Annotated in this window: 18 protein-coding genes; 10 read left to right on the forward strand and 8 right to left on the reverse strand. The window is 59.7% G+C overall.

Going from position 1 to position 17,334, the window contains the following annotated elements; translation table 11 throughout:
• Positions 1-25 precede the first annotated feature (25 nt).
• The 4 genes from lnt (at position 26) to trmB (ending at position 4,334) form a co-directional block, all read left to right on the forward strand.
• A complete protein-coding gene (gene lnt, locus ACR9ZQ_RS23960) occupies positions 26-1,630 on the forward strand; it encodes an apolipoprotein N-acyltransferase (protein WP_481428919.1) in 1,605 nt (534 codons plus the stop codon).
• 153 nt (positions 1,631-1,783) lie between these two features.
• On the forward strand, positions 1,784-2,203 hold the full coding sequence (locus tag ACR9ZQ_RS23965) for a helix-turn-helix domain-containing protein (RefSeq protein ID WP_007814904.1): 420 nt from the start codon (positions 1,784-1,786) through the stop codon (positions 2,201-2,203).
• A gap of 179 nt (positions 2,204-2,382) precedes the next feature.
• Positions 2,383-3,636 (forward strand): methionine adenosyltransferase, encoded by a 1,254-nt coding sequence (gene metK, locus ACR9ZQ_RS23970; RefSeq protein WP_310379463.1) that lies wholly within the window; start codon positions 2,383-2,385, stop codon positions 3,634-3,636.
• Positions 3,633-4,334: a tRNA (guanine(46)-N(7))-methyltransferase TrmB gene (gene trmB, locus ACR9ZQ_RS23975; protein WP_310379465.1), complete on the forward strand. Its 702-nt coding sequence runs from the start codon at positions 3,633-3,635 to the stop codon at positions 4,332-4,334. The genes metK and trmB overlap by 4 nt, the downstream gene beginning before the upstream one ends.
• A gap of 19 nt (positions 4,335-4,353) precedes the next feature.
• On the opposite strand, the gene ACR9ZQ_RS23980 is transcribed toward trmB, so the two are convergent.
• The 3 genes from ACR9ZQ_RS23980 to ACR9ZQ_RS23990 all read right to left on the reverse strand — a co-directional run bounded on the left by ACR9ZQ_RS23980 (position 4,354) and on the right by ACR9ZQ_RS23990 (position 5,905).
• Positions 4,354-5,082 carry a carbon-nitrogen hydrolase family protein gene (locus ACR9ZQ_RS23980; protein WP_481429353.1) on the reverse strand — a complete coding sequence of 243 codons (729 nt, stop codon included), beginning with the start codon at positions 5,080-5,082 and terminating at the stop codon, positions 4,354-4,356.
• 92 nt (positions 5,083-5,174) lie between these two features.
• Complete coding sequence (locus ACR9ZQ_RS23985) at positions 5,175-5,432, reverse strand: BQ00720 family protein (protein WP_007814896.1); 258 nt, start codon at positions 5,430-5,432, stop codon at positions 5,175-5,177.
• 47 nt (positions 5,433-5,479) lie between these two features.
• Positions 5,480-5,905: an Hsp20 family protein gene (locus tag ACR9ZQ_RS23990; RefSeq protein WP_310379471.1), complete on the reverse strand. Its 426-nt coding sequence runs from the start codon at positions 5,903-5,905 to the stop codon at positions 5,480-5,482.
• Positions 5,906-6,187: 282 nt separating this feature from the next.
• Here ACR9ZQ_RS23990 and ACR9ZQ_RS23995 point away from each other — a divergent pair, with 282 nt between their 5' ends.
• Positions 6,188-7,132, forward strand: coding sequence for a nucleoside hydrolase (locus tag ACR9ZQ_RS23995; RefSeq protein WP_310379473.1), 945 nt, complete (start codon positions 6,188-6,190; stop codon positions 7,130-7,132).
• A gap of 56 nt (positions 7,133-7,188) precedes the next feature.
• On the opposite strand, the gene grpE is transcribed toward ACR9ZQ_RS23995, so the two are convergent.
• Positions 7,189-7,824 (reverse strand): nucleotide exchange factor GrpE, encoded by a 636-nt coding sequence (gene grpE / locus ACR9ZQ_RS24000; protein WP_113323556.1) that lies wholly within the window; start codon positions 7,822-7,824, stop codon positions 7,189-7,191.
• 111 nt (positions 7,825-7,935) lie between these two features.
• Positions 7,936-9,024 (reverse strand): heat-inducible transcriptional repressor HrcA, encoded by a 1,089-nt coding sequence (gene hrcA / locus ACR9ZQ_RS24005; RefSeq protein WP_037070837.1) that lies wholly within the window; start codon positions 9,022-9,024, stop codon positions 7,936-7,938.
• Between the two features lie 178 nt (positions 9,025-9,202).
• Between hrcA and rph the strand changes: the two genes are divergently transcribed.
• From rph to hemW, 4 genes are all read left to right on the forward strand, one after another.
• Positions 9,203-9,919 (forward strand): ribonuclease PH, encoded by a 717-nt coding sequence (gene rph, locus ACR9ZQ_RS24010; protein WP_310379476.1) that lies wholly within the window; start codon positions 9,203-9,205, stop codon positions 9,917-9,919.
• A 72-nt stretch (positions 9,920-9,991) separates the two neighbouring features.
• On the forward strand, positions 9,992-10,408 hold the full coding sequence (locus ACR9ZQ_RS24015; RefSeq protein ID WP_113323555.1) for a VOC family protein: 417 nt from the start codon (positions 9,992-9,994) through the stop codon (positions 10,406-10,408).
• A 9-nt stretch (positions 10,409-10,417) separates the two neighbouring features.
• Positions 10,418-11,062: an RdgB/HAM1 family non-canonical purine NTP pyrophosphatase gene (gene rdgB / locus ACR9ZQ_RS24020; protein WP_310379479.1), complete on the forward strand. Its 645-nt coding sequence runs from the start codon at positions 10,418-10,420 to the stop codon at positions 11,060-11,062.
• A 15-nt stretch (positions 11,063-11,077) separates the two neighbouring features.
• The gene (hemW, locus tag ACR9ZQ_RS24025; RefSeq protein WP_310379482.1) at positions 11,078-12,274 is read left to right on the forward strand and encodes a radical SAM family heme chaperone HemW; all 1,197 of its coding nucleotides are present in this window, start codon (positions 11,078-11,080) and stop codon (positions 12,272-12,274) included.
• Between the two features lie 106 nt (positions 12,275-12,380).
• Here hemW and ACR9ZQ_RS24030 read toward each other — a convergent pair whose 3' ends face one another.
• A complete protein-coding gene (locus ACR9ZQ_RS24030) occupies positions 12,381-13,301 on the reverse strand; it encodes a DMT family transporter (RefSeq protein WP_310379484.1) in 921 nt (306 codons plus the stop codon).
• A gap of 141 nt (positions 13,302-13,442) precedes the next feature.
• Between ACR9ZQ_RS24030 and gcvA the strand changes: the two genes are divergently transcribed.
• Complete coding sequence (gene gcvA, locus ACR9ZQ_RS24035; protein WP_007814873.1) at positions 13,443-14,327, forward strand: transcriptional regulator GcvA; 885 nt, start codon at positions 13,443-13,445, stop codon at positions 14,325-14,327.
• 98 nt (positions 14,328-14,425) lie between these two features.
• Here the strand turns inward: gcvA and ACR9ZQ_RS24040 are convergent, their stop codons facing one another.
• The gene (locus ACR9ZQ_RS24040; RefSeq protein ID WP_310379487.1) at positions 14,426-15,508 is read right to left on the reverse strand and encodes a saccharopine dehydrogenase family protein; all 1,083 of its coding nucleotides are present in this window, start codon (positions 15,506-15,508) and stop codon (positions 14,426-14,428) included.
• Between the two features lie 133 nt (positions 15,509-15,641).
• Positions 15,642-17,195 (reverse strand): chromosomal replication initiator protein DnaA, encoded by a 1,554-nt coding sequence (dnaA, locus tag ACR9ZQ_RS24045; RefSeq protein ID WP_310379489.1) that lies wholly within the window; start codon positions 17,193-17,195, stop codon positions 15,642-15,644.
• Positions 17,196-17,334: the final 139 nt, after the last annotated feature.

Below are 17,334 nucleotides of genomic sequence, written 5' to 3' on the forward strand. Positions count from 1 at the left end.
ATTCGCGGCTTTGATGGGAGTGCGCATGGAGCGGCTTGCGGACAGGATTATCCTCGTCTGGGGTTTCAAACGGTCATTGCTTGCGATCGCAGCAGGCGCCTTTGGCGTCCTGGCGCTGCCTCCCATCGGCTTCTTCGCGGCAATGTTCGTTTCCTTCACGCTGCTCGTCTGGCTGATCGACGGAGCGGCCGCCTCGCCGGAAAGCAGCCTTCCCGGCAGGCTCTGGCCGGCATTTGCCACGGGCTGGCTGTTCGGCTTCGGCTATTTCGTTGCCGGGCTCTGGTGGCTTGGGCATGCACTGCTGATCGATTCAGAGGAGTTTGCCTGGGCTCTGCCGCTCGCGATCCTCGGCCTTCCGGCCTGCCTTGCAATCTTCTACGGCTTGGCTGCGGCGCTTGCCCGTATCTTCTGGTCCGATGGCCTGGGGCGGATCGCGGCACTTGCTGCCAGCTTCGGCCTGCTTGAGTGGGTACGCAGCTTCATCTTCACCGGTTTTCCGTGGAACGCCATCGGCTATGCCATGATGCCCATGCCTGTCATGATGCAGTCCGCGCATGTGATCGGCACCATGGGGGTGACGGCTCTCTCGGTCTTCGTCTTTTCTGCCCCTGCCCTACTCGGAACGCGGCAGGGAGCGAAACTCGGCGTCAGCCTCGCGGCAATCCTCTTTGCGGCGCATCTCGGTTACGGCGCCTATATCCTTTATCTCACGCCGAAGCCCGCGGCGTTACCCGAGGACAAGCGGCCTGTGGTTCGCCTGGTCCAGCCGGCGATCGATCAATCCGTCAAGATGGACAATGATGCGGATCGCGAGGCGATCTTCGAGACACATCTCAAGCTTTCGACGGAGCCTCCCAAGGAAGGTGGCAAGAAACCTGATATCATCGTATGGCCGGAAACCTCGATCCCCTTCATCCTCACCGACAACAAGGATGCGCTGACGCGGATTGCCGATACGCTCGACGACGACCAGATCCTGATCGCAGGCGCCGTGCGCGCCGAAGAACTCGGCCCCGGCTATCCCACCCGCTATTATAATTCGATCTATGTGATCGACGGGCGGGGGCAGATCGTCGCCGCCTCCGACAAGGTGCATCTCGTTCCCTTCGGCGAATATCTTCCCTTCGAGGACATGCTCAACGAACTCGGCATCCAGAATGTGGTGGAGATGCCGGGCGGTTTTTCGGCGGCCGCCAGCCGTCATTTGCTCGAGCTTCCGAGCGGGCTGAAATTCTACCCGCTCGTCTGCTACGAGATCATCTTCCCGGACGAAATGACCGGCGACATCGGCCAAGCGAGCGCCATTCTCAACATCACGAATGATAGCTGGTTCGGCTCAACACCGGGTCCCTACCAGCATTTTCAGCAGGCACGCGTACGAGCGGTTGAGACCGGTTTGCCGCTGATTCGTGATGCGAATAGTGGAATTTCGGCGGTTGTAGACGCGCGCGGCGAAATCGTTTCAGGTCTAAAATTGGACGAAATTGGCTTTATTGATGCAACTCTCGATGGATTCGGAAAAAATACCAGAAGCCCACACCCCCGCCAAACGTACTTCTGGTTGACTGAAACGTTACTGATGATCATTGCGCTAATTTCACGCAGGGGTTTTATTTTCAGGTTGAATTGACCGAAAACCCCTAAAATTGCATAGTGGTCGCAATCGGCGTTAGTAACGTATGCTTCAAGGTGGGTTATCGCGACTTGCAACGTGGCGTTACGGAATGAGGTCAGGGCATGCCGGTTAGAACAGAGTTGAATTTTTCTTTGCTAGGGCACGACCATGATTGAAAATAAGAAGAAGCCGAATCCTATCGACATCCATGTCGGTAGCCGCATCCGGCTTCGCCGTACTATGTTGGGCATGAGCCAGGAGAAGCTTGGCGAAAGCCTCGGCATCACCTTTCAGCAAATCCAGAAATACGAGAAAGGTACCAACCGCGTTGGTGCCAGCCGCCTCCAGAACATTTCAAGCATCCTCAACGTTCCCGTTTCCTTCTTCTTCGAAGACGCTCCCGGCGAACATTCCGGTGCCTTGACCGGCATGTCGGAAGCCTCGAGTTCGAACTACGTCGTCGATTTCCTCTCCTCTTCGGAAGGACTCCAGCTCAACCGCGCATTTGTGAAGATCACCGATCCCAAGGTTCGTCGCAAAGTCGTCGAACTGGTGAAGGCACTGGCGGCGGAAGCCGACTCCGACTGAGCGTTCCCCACGCTCTGAAAGCTTAAGGCGGCTCAAAAGGCCGCCTTTTTGCGTTTTTGGGGCAAAATTTGTCATTTCGCCGCAGATATAAAGATATATTTATGTCCTTCTGTGCTTGTCATCGGGGCACGAAGTGAGTACCTACTAGACCGCTTTTATTCTTTGAGGGGAATCCCGGAATGCGCGCGAACTATCTCTTTACCAGCGAATCTGTTGCCGAAGGTCACCCGGACAAGGTGTGTGACCGCATCTCCGACGAGATCGTCGATCTGGTCTACCGCGAAGCGGCAAAGACCGGCATCAATCCGTGGGGCGTGCGCATTGCCTGCGAAACCCTCGCGACGACCAACCGCGTCGTCATCGCCGGTGAAGTTCGCCTGCCGCCGAGCCTGATGAAGAAGGACAAGGACGGCAAGGACGTCATCAACCCGTCGAAGTTCAAAGCTGCGGCTCGTCGCGCCATCAAGGACATCGGTTACGAACAGGACGGCTTCCACTGGAAGAAGGCCAAGATCGATGTGCTGCTGCATTCGCAGTCGGCCGACATCGCCCAGGGCGTGGACAGCGCCGCCGACCAGCAGGGCGACGAAGGCGCCGGCGACCAGGGCATCATGTTCGGCTACGCCTGCAAGGAAACGCCGGATCTCATGCCGGCGCCGATCTACTATTCCCACAAGATCCTTCAGCTGCTCGCTGTCGCCCGCAAGAAGGGTGAGGGCGAAGTCGCCAAGCTCGGCCCCGACGCCAAGAGCCAGGTGACCGTACGCTATGTCGACGGCAAGCCGGCTGAAGCCACCTCGATCGTTCTTTCCACTCAGCACCTGGACGACAGCTGGGATTCGAAGAAGGTTCGCAGCGTCGTCGAGCCCTATATCCGCGAAGCTCTCGGCGACCTGAAGATCGCCGACGATTGCAAGTGGTACATCAACCCCACCGGCAAGTTCGTCATCGGCGGCCCGGATGGTGACGCCGGCCTCACTGGCCGCAAGATCATCGTCGACACCTATGGCGGTGCTGCTCCGCATGGCGGTGGCGCATTCTCCGGCAAGGACACGACGAAGGTCGACCGTTCGGCTGCCTATGCTGCCCGCTACCTCGCCAAGAACGTCGTAGCTGCCGGCCTTGCCGACCGTTGCACGATCCAGCTCTCCTACGCCATCGGTGTTGCCCAGCCGCTGTCGATCTATGTCGACCTGCACGGCACCGGCAAGGGTGTGACCGAAGATCAGGTCGAAGCCGCGATCCGCCAGAACATGGACCTGTCGCCGTCGGGCATCCGCCGCCACCTCGACCTCAACAAGCCGATCTATGCCAAGACCTCCGCTTACGGCCATTTCGGCCGCAAGGCTGGCCGCGACGGCTCGTTCTCCTGGGAGCGCACGGATCTCGTGAAGGGTCTCAAGGACGCGGTCAAGACCAAGGCTGCTGCATGACGGATATGGAACGCCGGGGCCGGGCGACCGAAGCGTTTTTCGGTCGCCGCAAGGGAAAAGCCCTGCGTGAACAGCAGGCCGATCGGCTTGCTACACTGCTTCCGGCATTCATCATCGATCTCTCGGCGGCTCCCCCGAAGCCGCCGAAGGACATTTTCGCTGATCCGGTCGAGAAAATGCGGCTGGAGATCGGCTTCGGCGGTGGAGAACATCTCATCCACCGCGCGCTGGAAACGCCTTCGACGGGCTTTATCGGCGTCGAGCCTTTTGTAAACTCCATGCAGAAGCTGCTTGCACGCGTCGACGAAACGGGTGCGCGCAACGTGCGTGTCTATAACGATGACGCGACGCAGCTTCTCGACTGGCTTCCCGATCATTGCCTCGATCAGATCGACCTGCTCTATCCGGACCCCTGGCCGAAGCGGAAGCACTGGAAGCGTCGCTTCGTCTCCAAGACCAATCTCGACCGTTTTCACCGGGTGCTGAAGCCAGGCGGGCTGTTCTGCTTCGCCTCAGACATCGACACCTATGTGAACTGGACGCTGCTGAAATGCCGCGACCATGGCGGCTTCGAATGGATGGCGCAGAATGCCGCCGACTGGCTGACGCCCTATGAGGGCTGGCCGAGCACCCGCTATGAAGCCAAGGCTCGCCGCGAAGGTCGCTCCTCGGCCTATCTCACCTTCAAGCGTGTCTGACCTACCTAGGTGTGAGCTTTCAGGGCAGATCAGCCATCACGACATCCTCGACGCCTTCGACGGCTTGGCCGATGACGGAGCCGTCGGGCGCGATGATGGCTGTGCAGCCATAGCCGAACCACCGGTCTGGGCCTTCGTCGACTGCGCCTACGGCGTCGCAACACATGTACCAGCGCTTCGTCCGCCGCGCGCAGGAGCGCATATGCTCCAGTGATTCCTCGCGCCAGATCTCGGCCTTGAGGGGCCGCAGTACCATATTGATCGGGCAGCAGATCAGATCCGCGCCCTGTGCAACGAGCCTGTCAGCGGCATCGGGATAGTTGGTGTCGTTACAGATATTGATGCCGAAGGTGCGGCCGGCGCGGCTCCAGACAGGGAAGTCCGTTCCCGGAGCACAGCCGCTCTCGATGGGGTAAGCCTTGGCATAGGTGCCACGCAGCACGCCGGCTTCGATCACGACAGCACTGTTGAAGACCGCTTCGCCACGGCGTTCGAAACAGCCTATGACGGCGGTCGCCTTTGTCGGCGCGAGCTTTTCAAGGATCGAAAGGAATGCCGGACTGTCGAGCGATAGCGCACGGCCCTCAACCAGGCTCTGCCGGTAGCTATGTCCCTGGAGATAGGATTCGGAAAAGAGGACAAGATCGACGCCATGCGCATCGGCCCAGAGCAAATCGCACAATATCGCATCGGCCGCGGCCTCTGCGTCGTCGAAAATAGGAAAACGCTGGAAGGCGGCTATACGCATGAGCAAGGGACTAGCATGAGTCCCTCGCATCGCCCATTATCATTCTTCACACATGCATTCTGACGGCCGGCCTTGCGGCAGCCCGGTCATGATCAATGCAGGCTGACTGTCTTCAGCTCGTCTTCGGCAGCCTTGAAGAAGGTGCTGGAGCGGTTATCCGTCAGCAGGATCGGTGTGCCATCAGCGCCGAACAATGCCCAGAGATCAACGCTTGGATCGATATCCGGCGCCTCGGGGAAGCACTTGGCAACCTCTTCATTGCGTATTTTCCGGATATAGGCGACCTCGCCATTGCCGATGCCGGCAAGTTCGGACTTGGTCAGACGCGACGTAGCTTCTTTCATCAACATTCCTGTTCCTCCGAGAGAAGGGACCAACGGTTCAACAAACCGTTGTGCTACTGTGAAACCGAAATGTTAATTTTCTTGATCATGCGCGCCGGTTCCGGGCGAATTAGATCTACCGAGAGCAGACCGTTCTTGAGGCTTGCGCCTAAGACCTGCATGCCATCCGCGAGAACGAAGGTCCGCTGGAACTGTCTCGCCGCAATGCCACGATAGAGATAATCGCGCTCGCCCTGATCGACCTGGCGGCCACGGATCAGAAGTTGGTTTTCCTCAGTCGACACATCGAGCTCTTCTTCACTGAAACCGGCGACTGCAAGCGTGATGCGAAGCCGCTCAGGCGCGTCGTGGCCTGCGGCGATGCGTTCGATATTATAGGGTGGATAACCATCGCTCGCCTTGGAAATCCGCTCGAGCGTCTTTTCCATGGCATCGAAGCCCAGAAGCAGTGGGCTGGCGAAAGGGGTGATGCGGCTCATCTTCCAAAGTCCTTGATGCAAGCGACCTCTCCGGACCTCAACATGCAGCATCCGGGTACCGTTAATATGGGAACGACGGTTGCCCCCTGCAAGGCGTGATGGCCGCCGGCCGGGCCTCCCATATTTTAAGGCAAAGCTTCGTAAGACCGTTTCCTTGACAAAGGACGCAGCGCCCCGCATCAAAACATGCCCCGGCGCACTGTGTTGATTTGCGACGGGAGCGTGAAGACAATGAAAAGGTGCATGCTAGAGCGACGCGCACCAGAGGATGGAACTACCCGGATGGCAGAACCGAGAAAGATCATTATCGACACCGACCCCGGCCAGGACGATGCCGCCACGATCATGCTGGCCTTCGGCAGCCCGGGAGAGCTTGATGTGTTGGGCATCACCACTGTCGCCGGTAACGTGCCGCTGTCTCTGACAAGCCGCAATGCGCGCATCATCTGCGAGCTTTGCGAGCGGACCGATATCAAGGTCTTTGCCGGGGCCGACCGGCCGATCGCCCGCAAGCTCGTCACCGCCGAGCACGTGCATGGCAAGACAGGTCTCGACGGCCCTACTCTTCCTGAGCCGACGATGCCGCTGCAGGCACAGCATTCCGTCGACTTCATCATCGAAACGCTGCGACACGAGCCGGAAGGCACAGTTACGCTCTGCACGCTCGGACCGCTGACCAATATCGGCCTGGCCTTCCAGAAAGCGCCCGACATCGTGCCGCGTATCCGCGAACTTGTCATGATGGGCGGCGGTTTCTTTGAAGGCGGCAACATCACGCCAGCTGCTGAATTCAACATCTATGTCGATCCGGAAGCCGCCGATATCGTGTTCCGCTCCGGCGTGCCCGTCGTCATGATGCCGCTCGACGTCACGCATCAGCTTCTGACCCGCAAGGACCGCGTGAAGCGCATGGCCGAAATCGGCACGGCGCCCGCCAAGGCGATGGTGGAGATGCTGGAATTCTTCGAGCGCTTCGACATCGAAAAATACGGTTCGGACGGCGGCCCGCTGCACGACCCGACGACAGTCGCCTACCTGCTGAAGCCTGAGCTCTTCAAGGGCCGGGACTGCAATGTCGAGATCGAGGTAGCTTCGGAGCTGACCGTCGGCATGACCGTTGTCGACTGGTGGCATGTGACCGAGCGCAAGCGCAATGCGAAGGTCATGCGCTACGTCGATGCCGACGGCTTTTTCGATCTGCTGATCGAGCGCTTCGCGCGGATTTAGCCCATCAAGTCAGACAGAAATAGAAAAGGCCGCTGACGCGGCCTTTTTCAATTCCCTCAGGCGTCCTTCTCGTCCAGCACCGAGTTGGCCTCGGCTTCCACGAGTTTTGGACCACCCTTGGCGACGCCGACCATGGCCGGGCGCAGCACGCGCTCACCGATGGAGAAACCGGCCTGTACGACCTGCACGACCGTATTGTTCGGCACTTCGGTATTCGGCACTTCGAACATCGCCTGATGGAAGTTCGGGTCGAACTTCTGGCCGACCGGCTCCAGCTTACGAACGCCGTGGCGCTCGAGAGCCGAGAGCATGGAACGCTCGGTCATCTCGACACCCTCGATCAGCGTCGTCAGGCCAGCGTCGGCAGCAGCCTTGACCTCGGGCGGAATGGCGTCGATCGCACGGCGCAGATTGTCCGAGACGGCCAGCATGTCGCGGGCGAAGCCTGCGACGGAATAGGACTTGGCGTCCTTGACCTCGCGCTCTGTACGGCGTCGCAGATTATCCATTTCAGCGGCAAGCCGCAGATAGCGGTCGCGCAATTCGGTATTCTCGGCCTTCAGAAGCTCAAGCGCATCCGGTTCGCCTGCAGCTGCTTCCTTCACGGCTTCATTCTCGACGTTTGCGGCGGCGTCGGCTGTGGCTTCCGCCGCAGCCGCGTCAGGTCCGTTCTTCGTCGTTTCATCAGTCATGACGGTCTCCGGTTCGTGTATTCTCAGATGCGCCCGATATCGATGTTTGGCCGGAAAAAATCAAGTCTGCGTGACGAAGAAGCTAAAATTCCGCCGGTTTCGCGCAAGGGATCAGAGAGATCCGCGCGAAAGGCGCGACACGAGCTGGGCCGTATAGTCCACCATCGGCACAATGCGGGAATAATTGAGCCGCGTAGGACCGATCACGCCCACCGCGCCGACGATGCGGTCGTCGTCATCGCGATAAGGAGCAACGATGAGCGAGGAGCCGGAAAGCGAGAAGAGCTTGTTTTCCGAACCGATGAAAATGCGCACACCCGGCCCGCTTTCGGCAAGGTTCAGGAGTTCGATCAAGCTGTCCTTTTTCTCGAGGTCATCGAAGAGCAGGCGCAGCCGGTCAAGATCTTCCGCCCCACCTACGCCTTCCAGCAGGTTTGCGCGGCCGCGGATGATGAGCTGTGCCGGCTTGGTCTCGTCCGAGCTACCGGCCCATACGGCGATGCCGCGCTCCACGAGATCCCGCGACAGCGCATCGAGCTCGTGGCGAACTTCATCTTTCAGCCGGCTCAATTGCAGGCGCAATTCCGGCAGCGTCTGGCCGGTCATGTGCGCGTTGAGAAAATTGGCGGCTTCGGTGAGCTGCGAGGAGGTAACGCCCGCAGGCAGTTCGATGATGCGGTTTTCTATCTGATCATGATCGCCGACAAGCACGGCCAGCGCCTTGGTAGGCTCCAGGCGGATGAACTCGACATGTTTCAGAACCGGGTCGCTCTTGGACGTGATAACGAGGCCAGCGCCGCGCGAAATGCCCGAGAGCATGCGGCTTGCCTCGTTCATCATTGATTCCACCGGATTGTCGCGGCTTCCGGCCCGGACCTGGCGGTCGATGCTGGCACGCTCCTCGACGGAGAGATCGCCGACCTGCATGAAGGCATCGACGAAGAAGCGCAGCCCGATCTGGGTCGGCAGGCGGCCGGCGCTGACATGCGGAGAATAGATAAGCCCGAGCTCTTCCAGATCGCTCATGACATTGCGAACGGAGGCAGGCGACAGAGACATGGGCAGAAGACGCGAGAGATTGCGGGAGCCTAAGGGCTCGCCATGCTCCAGGTAGCCTTCGACGATGCGCCGGAAAATTTCCTTCGACCGTTCATCCAGCGCAGCCACGGCATCCGAAATTGATGTCGACCTGTAGCTCATGAACTTTTCGCACCCGCACTGAATGATGTCAGGGAAATATAGCCATTCTGTCCCCCGTGGCAAAAGGGAATTTGCAAATGCACGCAGCCAATCGTAGAAGCGGGCGACGATACAATGCATGCATGACATTGCCCGAGACGCGCTTACGCTTTTCGGCATCATGTTTCAGGAGAAGAGAATGCGGCCTTCAGGCAGAAAAACAGACCAGATGCGCAAGGTCTCCTTCGAGCGCAATTTTTCCAAGCATGCGGAAGGTTCCTGCCTGGTAAAGTTCGGCGACACACACGTGCTCTGCACGGCAAGCCTCGAAGACAAGACCCCGCCGTGGCTGCGCAACACCGGCAAGGGCTGGGTCACCGCCGAATATGGCATGCTGCCGCGCGCAACCGGCGAACGCATGAAGCGCGAAGCTGCTGCCGGCAAGCAGGGCGGCCGCACGCAGGAAATCCAGCGCCTCATCGGCCGCTCGCTGCGTGCCGTGGTCGATCTGACCGCGCTCGGCGAACGCCAGATCACGCTCGACTGCGATGTCATCCAGGCGGATGGCGGCACGCGCACGGCCTCGATCACCGGCGGCTGGATTGCGCTGTACGACTGCCTGCGTTGGATGGAAACCCGCAACATGATCAAGGCCGACCGCGTGCTGAAGGATCATGTCGCGGCGATCTCCTGCGGTATCTTCGCCAACCAGCCGGTCATCGACCTCGATTATCTCGAGGATTCCTCGGCCGAGACCGATGCCAATTTCGTCATGACGGGCGCCGGCGGCATTGTGGAGATTCAAGGCACGGCAGAAGGCACGCCTTTCACCGAGGAAGAATTCTCCTCGCTGATGGGCCTTGCGAAAGCAGGCATTGCCGAACTGGTGGATCTGCAGAAGCAGGCGATCGCCTGAGGCCTATTCAAGCCTCGCTATTGAATTTCCTTGTCCCTGCTCCCGGGGGCAGGGCCGGACAAGGGGCGGGCAATGGCGCAACCCATCGAAGGCATTCTTGAGACCGCGCTCTACGCAACCGATCTTGATGCGGCCGAAGGCTTCTACGGAACTGTGCTGGGCCTTGAGAAGATCGCACGTTCGGGCAACCGCCATGTATTTTTCCGCTGCGGACCGGGCGTGCTCCTGATCTTCAACCCGGAGGAAACGGTGAAGCCACCGGCACCTGACAGCCTGCAGGTTCCGCCACATGGCACCATCGGAAAAGGCCACGCCTGCTTCAGGGTTTCGGGAGATAATCTCGATGCGATGGCGGAGAAGCTGAAAGCTGCCGGCATCGGCATCGAATCCGAGGTTCACTGGCCGCAGGGCGGCCGATCGATTTATTTCCGCGATCCTGATGGCAATAGCCTGGAATGCGCGGAGGCGAAAATCTGGGGCATGGGATAAGGATACTTTATGCGTAAGCTTGAAACCAAGACTATTGTCGTCGCCAGCCATAATCAGGGCAAGATCCGCGAAATCCAGGATCTGATCGGGCCGCTTGGCTTCACCGCCAAATCGGCTGCCGAGCTCAATTTCATCGAGCCCAAGGAAACAGGGACGACCTTCGAGGAAAATGCCACGATCAAGGCAATCGCCTCGGCCAAGGCCTCCGGCATGCCCGCGCTTTCTGACGATTCCGGACTCGTCGTCGATGCCCTCGGCGGTGATCCCGGCGTCTACACGGCCGACTGGGCGGAGACAGGCAACGGCCCCCGTGATTTCAACATGGCCATGGAAAAGGTCGAGAAGGCACTGGAAAAGGCAGGTGCCACGAAGCCGGAGCAGCGCAGCGCGCGTTTCGTCAGCGTGCTCTGCCTTGCCTGGCCGGATGGCCACACGGAGCTTTTCCGCGGCGAAGTGGAAGGCACCGTTGCCTGGCCGCCGCGTGGAACGCAGGGTTTCGGCTATGATCCGGTCTTCCAGCCAGAAGGCTATGATGTGACCTTCGGCGAGATGAGTGCGGAGGAAAAGCATGGCTGGAATATCGGCAAGCCGCAGGCGCTGTCGCACCGCGCTCGCGCCTTCAAGCTCTTTGTCGAAACCTGCCTGGAAGCATAAGGCCAAGCTTAGAACATGATCGATTCGCCTGCGCTGATGTCCGACGCAAAGCTTCTGCCTGATACCGGCGAACCCGGTTTCGGGATCTATGTGCATTGGCCTTTTTGTGCGGCGAAGTGTCCCTATTGCGATTTCAACAGCCATGTCCGCCATCAGCCGGTCGATCAGGAGCGCTACGTCGCAGCTTTCCTAAAGGAGATCGCCACGGCCCGCCAGATGAGCGGGCCGAAGACGGTGACCAGCGTATTCCTCGGCGGCGGCACGCCCTCGTTGATGAAGCCGGAAACGGTCGACGCGATCATGAACGGCATTTCTCGACACTGGCATGTGCCCGACGGTATCGAGATCACGATGGAAGCCAACCCCTCGAGCGTTGAGGCCGAACGCTTCCGCGGCTATCGCGCAGCCGGAGTCAACCGCGTCTCGCTCGGTGTGCAGGCGCTGAACGATCGCGATCTCAAATTCCTCGGACGACTGCATGACGTTGCCGACGCGCTGAAGGCGATCAGGCTGGCGCGCGACATCTTCCCGCGCATGTCCTTCGATCTGATCTATGCCAGGCCGAACCAGACGGTTGAGGAATGGGAGAGCGAGCTGAAAGAAGCGATCTCCTATGCAGTCGATCACCTTTCGCTCTACCAGCTTACCATCGAGGAAGGCACGCCCTTCTACGGCCTCCACAAGGCCGGAAAGCTGATCGTGCCCGATGGGGACCAGTCCGCCGCACTCTATGAGGCCACGCAGGAAATCACCGAGCGTGAAGGATTGCCGGCCTATGAGGTATCCAACCATGCCCGGCCCGGCGCCGAGAGCCGCCACAACCTCACCTACTGGCGCTATGGCGATTATGCCGGCATTGGCCCCGGCGCACATGGGCGCCTGACGCGCGGGCCAGAAAAGATCGCGACCGCTACGGAGCGCAAGCCGGAAGCCTGGCTGGACCTCGTCGAAAGCGACGGGCACGGTATCATCGAGCAAGAGCGCCTCGGTTTCGATGAGCAGGCCGATGAATTGCTGCTGATGGGTCTGCGCCTGAAGGAAGGCGTCGATCTCGCCCGCTGGCAGCAGCTTTCCGGCCGCGACCTCGATCCGAAGCGCGAAGAGTTTTTACTGGAACACCGCTTCATCGAACGGATCGGCAATTCGCGGCTGCGCTGCACTCCGTCAGGCATGTTGATCCTTGATTCCGTTGTCGCGGACCTCGCCTGCTAGAGCATTCCCGTTATTCTTCGAAACACGGGAATGCTCTATCTCTGTTTTTACGCAGTTCCGGGCACAAAACCGCAGCACAGTTTTGCTGAAATTGCTCTAGGCCGCGTCAAGCAGCGCGCCTCTTTCTGAAATTGAAGAGCCTTCCATCGATCGCCGCAAGGCCGATCGCGATTAAGGCCATGCCAATCAGATGCTTGAACTGCAGCTGCTCGCCGAGTGCTGCAGCGCCAAGCAGGATCGCGCTGACGGGGATCAGAAAGGTGACAAGCATCAGATTCGTAGCGCCCGCCGTCGCCAGGATGCGGAAGAAGAGCACATAGGCCACGGCAGTCGAAAGGATCGCAAGGCCTGATAGCGCCAGCCAAGTTTCGGCGGAGGGCATGACGAGCGTCCAGGGCTGGTCAACAATCAGCGCGATCGGCAGCATCAGCACGGTGGAAGCAGTCACCTGCCCGGCTGCCGGAATGAGTGGCGCAAGGCCCATCCGGCGGAACCGCCGTCCCCAGATGCCAGCCAGCGAATAGGAGAAGGCCGCACCGAGAACCGCGAGCTGGGCAAGCACGTTCGAGCCGAGATCCTTCAAGGCTTCAAAACCGATCATGTAGGCCACGCCGGCAAACCCGACGATCACGCCGAAGAGACGGTTTGCCGTCAGCTTTTCATCCGCCGTCAGCACATGGGCAACGACCACGGCAAAGAGCGGCGTCGTGGCGTTGAGGATCGAGGCGAGGCCGCTCGCAATATGTGTCTGGCCCCAGACGATCAGGCAGAAGGGAATCATATTGTTCAGAAGCCCCATGCCAAAGAAAGCGATCCAGCTCTGCCTGTCGCGCGGCATGGTGTGGCCCATGGCGCGCACGATCAGATTGAGTGCGATAGCGGCAAGCAGCACGCGCCCGGTCACGATGGTGAAAGGTGGCAGCGCCTTTACGAGAATGCCGTTGAAGAAGAAGGAGCCGCCCCAGAGAAGCGACAGCACGATCAGCATCGCCCATTCTGCAGCTCCCATGGACTTTTGAATGGACATGACAATCTCCTTTGTCGATTTTTGCTAAAGTGTTCTTCCCGACTCACCCGTCTCGATTTGCCAGATGTATCAGTTTTTATTAGTATTCCCTGCATCTGACAAACGAGCATTTCTGACTACATGATTGAGTTGAGCTAAAGCATGATCGATCCTCTGCCCTCACTGTCAGCCCTGCGCGCCTTTGAGGCGACGGCGCGTCATCTAAGCATGACGCAGGCGGCGCACGAGTTGCACGTCACGCCTGGCGCCGTCAGTCTGCAGATCCGCGATCTCGAAGCCTCGCTTGGCGTGTCGCTGTTCGAGCGGCGAACCCGGCAGATTCTGCTGACGGCGGAAGGCCGGGACTATTTCGCGACACTGCGCACCGCCTTCCAGCTCGTACGCGAGGCGACGGCATCGCTGACCGCACGGCGGCGCGGCAATGCGCTGACGCTCACCTGTACGGCAGGTTTTGCAACACACTGGCTACTGCCACGGCTTCAGCGGTTCGAGGACATGCATCCTGATATCGATGTGCGCATCAGCGCCTCCCATCGCATGTTCGATTTCGAGCGCGACGGGATCGATCTCGCCATCCGCCATGGGCTTGGGGGTTATGAGGGATTGATCAGCGAACGGCTGGTGGATGACGAACTGGTGCCGATCTGCACGCCGGCGCTCGCGGCGACCCTTGGCGCCGATCCTTCGCCCGATCTGCTCGCAGGATATCAGCTCATCCATGACGTCTACCGCCGCGACTGGCAGCTCTGGCTGGCCGCAGCGGGCGCCACCAAGGTGGATGCCTCCCGTGGCCCGATCTTCAGTGATGGCAACGGCGCCTTCGAGGCTATGAAATCGGGTTTCGGCGTGGCGCTGATGCGCCGTTCATTCATTGAGAAGGAACTTGCCGAAGGCCGACTCGTCGCTCCGTTTCCGCTGGGGCTGACAAGCAAGCTTGCCTACCATCTCGTCTATCCGGGCACAGCGCTGGAACGGCCGGCGGTCGCGGCCTTCCGGCGCTGGCTGCTTTCGGAGGCGAGAACTTAGAGCCTTTCCGTTTTTCTTCGAAATACGGAAAGGCTCTATCTTTTTGTTCTAACGCAATTCCGGACGCAAAACCGCTGCACACTTTTGCTGGAATTGCTCTAATCCCTGCTGGTAGCACCCGCCTTGAACAAGCTGCCCGTCGGTGTCTTAAGGAACATGTCCAGCGGAATGTGCTCCTGATGCAGGAAGCCATTGGCCGGCAGCAGCCCGTCGCGGACCATTTCAATGACCGCAACCACCGAGGCCGACGTCGTCCAGGCGATTGCCGTACGCCGGGCGCCGGCAATCTCGATCGGATAATAGGCGCGGACAAATTCCTTTCGGCGCAAGGAGCCGTTGATCGTGCCTTCGGCCGCGACATGCACATAGACGACATCATCATCGACCGGCGGCTTGGCGTTGGTCAGGATTTCGCCGGCGAGCTGGCGTTTGTCACGCATCAGAAGCTCATGGAAGAAGAAATTCATCAGTTCCATGTGGCCAGGATAACGCATCGTCTTGTAATCGAGATTATCGACCTTGCCGAGCATGGTGTCGCACATGGTGCCGAGGCCGCCCGAGGTCGTAAAGGCCTCCAGCTTGACGCCGCCGACATAGATCGTTTCGTGCCATTCCATCGGCGAGACGAGCTTACGAACCCCGCCCTCGATGACCTCGCAATCGTTCAGATATTCATTGACCACACCTTCCGGCGACCAGTTGAAGGCATAGCCCAGAAGCCCGGTCGGATGCTGTGGCAGAGCGCCGACGCGCATGCGGATCGAGCGGCAGCGGTCGAAGCCATCGGCAAGGCTTGCGCCGACGATGCCGACGAAGCCAGGCGCTAGGCCGCATTGCGGCGCCATCAGACCGCGAGCGGTTTTGGAAAGCTCGATGATGAAATTGGTGGCCGGCACGTCCTCGGTCAGATCGAAATAGTGGATGCCGGCAAGATGGGCAGCCCGCGCCAGCTCTATATTCAGATGATAGGGCAGGCAGGACAGGACCGCCTCGACGCTCGACAGCAGCTCGCCGATGACAGAGGTATCCGTGATATCGCCGGCCCGGCATTTGAAGGGCAGGTCGCCCACGGGCAGTTGTGCATCGACGCCGATGACCTCGAAGCCGCCCTCATGCAAAAGCGTCGCCGCCAGCCGTCCGACCTTGCCGAGGCCGATCACGGCAATCCGTTCAAAACTCATTGATGTCCTCCCGAGCGCCGACGTTCTTCACCGGCGCATTTTTCTCACGTTGGGGCTGTATAGAATAAAAAGCTTATAAAAGAAAACAGCCGGGATTGCTCCCGGCTGCTGAAACGCGATGGCTGCGCACCGCTTATTCGTTGATGAGGCGCTTCAAAAGCTCGATCTCATGCGACAGCTTCGTGTCTCCCGAGATCAGTTCCTCGATCTTGCGCACGGCATGCAGAACCGTTGTGTGATCGCGTCCACCGAAGCGGCGTCCGATCTCCGGGAAGGAACGCGGCGTCAATGTCTTCGCAAGATACATGGCGATCTGGCGTGGCTTGACGATGACACGCGTGCGGCGGTTCGAGACCAGTTCCTGTCGCGAGACGTTGTAGTGACGCGCGACGATACGCTGGATATCCTCGATACGCACACGGCGCGGCTCGCCGGAACCGACGAGATGGGCCAGAAGCTCATCCACGCGCTCGATCGAGAGGTTCGGCTCGAAGGAGCGGCGGAAGATCAACTGGTTGAAGGCGCCTTCCAGTTCGCGGCCGCTTGCCGTGATGTTGCGGGCAACATGCTGCAGCAGATCGGTCGAGATTTCCAGCGATGGATCCTCCAGACGGGCAACCGCAAGGCGACGATTCAGGATTTCGAGACGCATCTCGTAGTCGGGACCATCGAGTTCGATCGCAACACCACCCTGCAGACGCGAACGGACGCGTGGATCAAGCGATTCCAGCTCCCACGGCGCTCGGTCGCCGGCGACGACAACCTGCTTGGCGCTGTCGAGCAGCATGTTCAGCAGGTGGCAGAACTCGTGCTGTATCATCTTGCCCTGCAGGAACTGCATGTCGTCGATGATCAGAAGGTCGATGTTACGCAGCGAGTCCTTCAGTGTCAGTGCATCATTGTCGCGGATCGCTGTCGCGAAACGCCACATGAAGTATTCCGCTGTGAGATAGACAACGCGCAGGCCACGCGGGTTCTGCACCGCTGCATTGGCGATCGCCTGCAGCAGATGGGTCTTGCCGAGGCCGACGGTCGCATGGACGAAGAGCGGGTTGAAGCGCACAGCGCCCTGACCTGCTTCCGCAATGGTCTTTGCGGCGGCGAGCGCCACACGGTTGGAGCTGCCCTCAACGAACGTGTCGAAGGTGAAGCGGGAATCCAGCGGCGAGCCAAAGAGCGGCGAACCGACACTTGCCGGGCGTGCCGCAGCGGCGGCCGATACAGCCTGCTGGACGATCTGCCCCGCCGGCTGGGCAGATGCCGGGCGGCGAAGCTGGGTGGGCTGGGTGACCGGCTCGACGGAGACTGCATCGTCCAGCGCCTTCGTGCCGGCGCGCGTTGCCGTGCGCACAAGGATCTCGACTTTCAGGATTTCGGGGTCTTCAGCCTGGAACAGGCCAACAATGAGATCGAGATACCGGTTGTTGATCCACGACTTCAGAAAGGTCGTGGGAACGGTGAGACGGACGACACTCTTGGAAACCGAATGAAGCTTGAGCCGTGCAAACCAACTTGCATAAACGTCAGGACCAACTTGTGCCTTCAGACGCGCGCTGACGCGTTCGAAGAGAACACCATGCTTCATCTCGCCCTTTTCTTCCGTTGCGCTCAGGTGAATGGAACCGAAAGACTGCTGTGCAGCTTCCCCGTTATCCAGTGCACCCGTCGTCATCGAATTCATCTGCATAATGCCGCCTTTCATTTCCTCGGGCGGTCATTCGTTGACAGCCGCCCGATCATTCCCCGCTTTGACAAAGCCGGCGGCATCTTCATGAGCCGCTCTCGCATGCCGGTTCACTCAAACACTGTCCCTTTCGGGACTGACA

It is taken from the genome of Rhizobium sp. KNZ14-9A (genome assembly GCF_056755015.1).

What these genes read in the sequence shown, in the direction of transcription:
- lnt (WP_481428919.1), top strand. Translation starts at nt 26, where the DNA reads ATGGAGCGGCTTGCGGACAGGATTATCCTCGTCTGGGGTTTCAAACGG.
- ACR9ZQ_RS23965 (WP_007814904.1), top strand. Translation starts at nt 1,784, where the DNA reads ATGATTGAAAATAAGAAGAAGCCGAATCCTATCGACATCCATGTCGGT.
- metK (WP_310379463.1), top strand. Translation starts at nt 2,383, where the DNA reads ATGCGCGCGAACTATCTCTTTACCAGCGAATCTGTTGCCGAAGGTCAC.
- trmB (WP_310379465.1), top strand. Translation starts at nt 3,633, where the DNA reads ATGACGGATATGGAACGCCGGGGCCGGGCGACCGAAGCGTTTTTCGGT.
- ACR9ZQ_RS23980 (WP_481429353.1), bottom strand. Translation starts at nt 5,082, where the DNA reads ATGCGTATAGCCGCCTTCCAGCGTTTTCCTATTTTCGACGACGCAGAG.
- ACR9ZQ_RS23985 (WP_007814896.1), bottom strand. Translation starts at nt 5,432, where the DNA reads ATGTTGATGAAAGAAGCTACGTCGCGTCTGACCAAGTCCGAACTTGCC.
- ACR9ZQ_RS23990 (WP_310379471.1), bottom strand. Translation starts at nt 5,905, where the DNA reads ATGAGCCGCATCACCCCTTTCGCCAGCCCACTGCTTCTGGGCTTCGAT.
- ACR9ZQ_RS23995 (WP_310379473.1), top strand. Translation starts at nt 6,188, where the DNA reads ATGGCAGAACCGAGAAAGATCATTATCGACACCGACCCCGGCCAGGAC.
- grpE (WP_113323556.1), bottom strand. Translation starts at nt 7,824, where the DNA reads ATGACTGATGAAACGACGAAGAACGGACCTGACGCGGCTGCGGCGGAA.
- hrcA (WP_037070837.1), bottom strand. Translation starts at nt 9,024, where the DNA reads ATGAGCTACAGGTCGACATCAATTTCGGATGCCGTGGCTGCGCTGGAT.
- rph (WP_310379476.1), top strand. Translation starts at nt 9,203, where the DNA reads ATGCGGCCTTCAGGCAGAAAAACAGACCAGATGCGCAAGGTCTCCTTC.
- ACR9ZQ_RS24015 (WP_113323555.1), top strand. Translation starts at nt 9,992, where the DNA reads ATGGCGCAACCCATCGAAGGCATTCTTGAGACCGCGCTCTACGCAACC.
- rdgB (WP_310379479.1), top strand. Translation starts at nt 10,418, where the DNA reads ATGCGTAAGCTTGAAACCAAGACTATTGTCGTCGCCAGCCATAATCAG.
- hemW (WP_310379482.1), top strand. Translation starts at nt 11,078, where the DNA reads ATGATCGATTCGCCTGCGCTGATGTCCGACGCAAAGCTTCTGCCTGAT.
- ACR9ZQ_RS24030 (WP_310379484.1), bottom strand. Translation starts at nt 13,301, where the DNA reads ATGTCCATTCAAAAGTCCATGGGAGCTGCAGAATGGGCGATGCTGATC.
- gcvA (WP_007814873.1), top strand. Translation starts at nt 13,443, where the DNA reads ATGATCGATCCTCTGCCCTCACTGTCAGCCCTGCGCGCCTTTGAGGCG.
- ACR9ZQ_RS24040 (WP_310379487.1), bottom strand. Translation starts at nt 15,508, where the DNA reads ATGAGTTTTGAACGGATTGCCGTGATCGGCCTCGGCAAGGTCGGACGG.
- dnaA (WP_310379489.1), bottom strand. Translation starts at nt 17,195, where the DNA reads ATGCAGATGAATTCGATGACGACGGGTGCACTGGATAACGGGGAAGCT.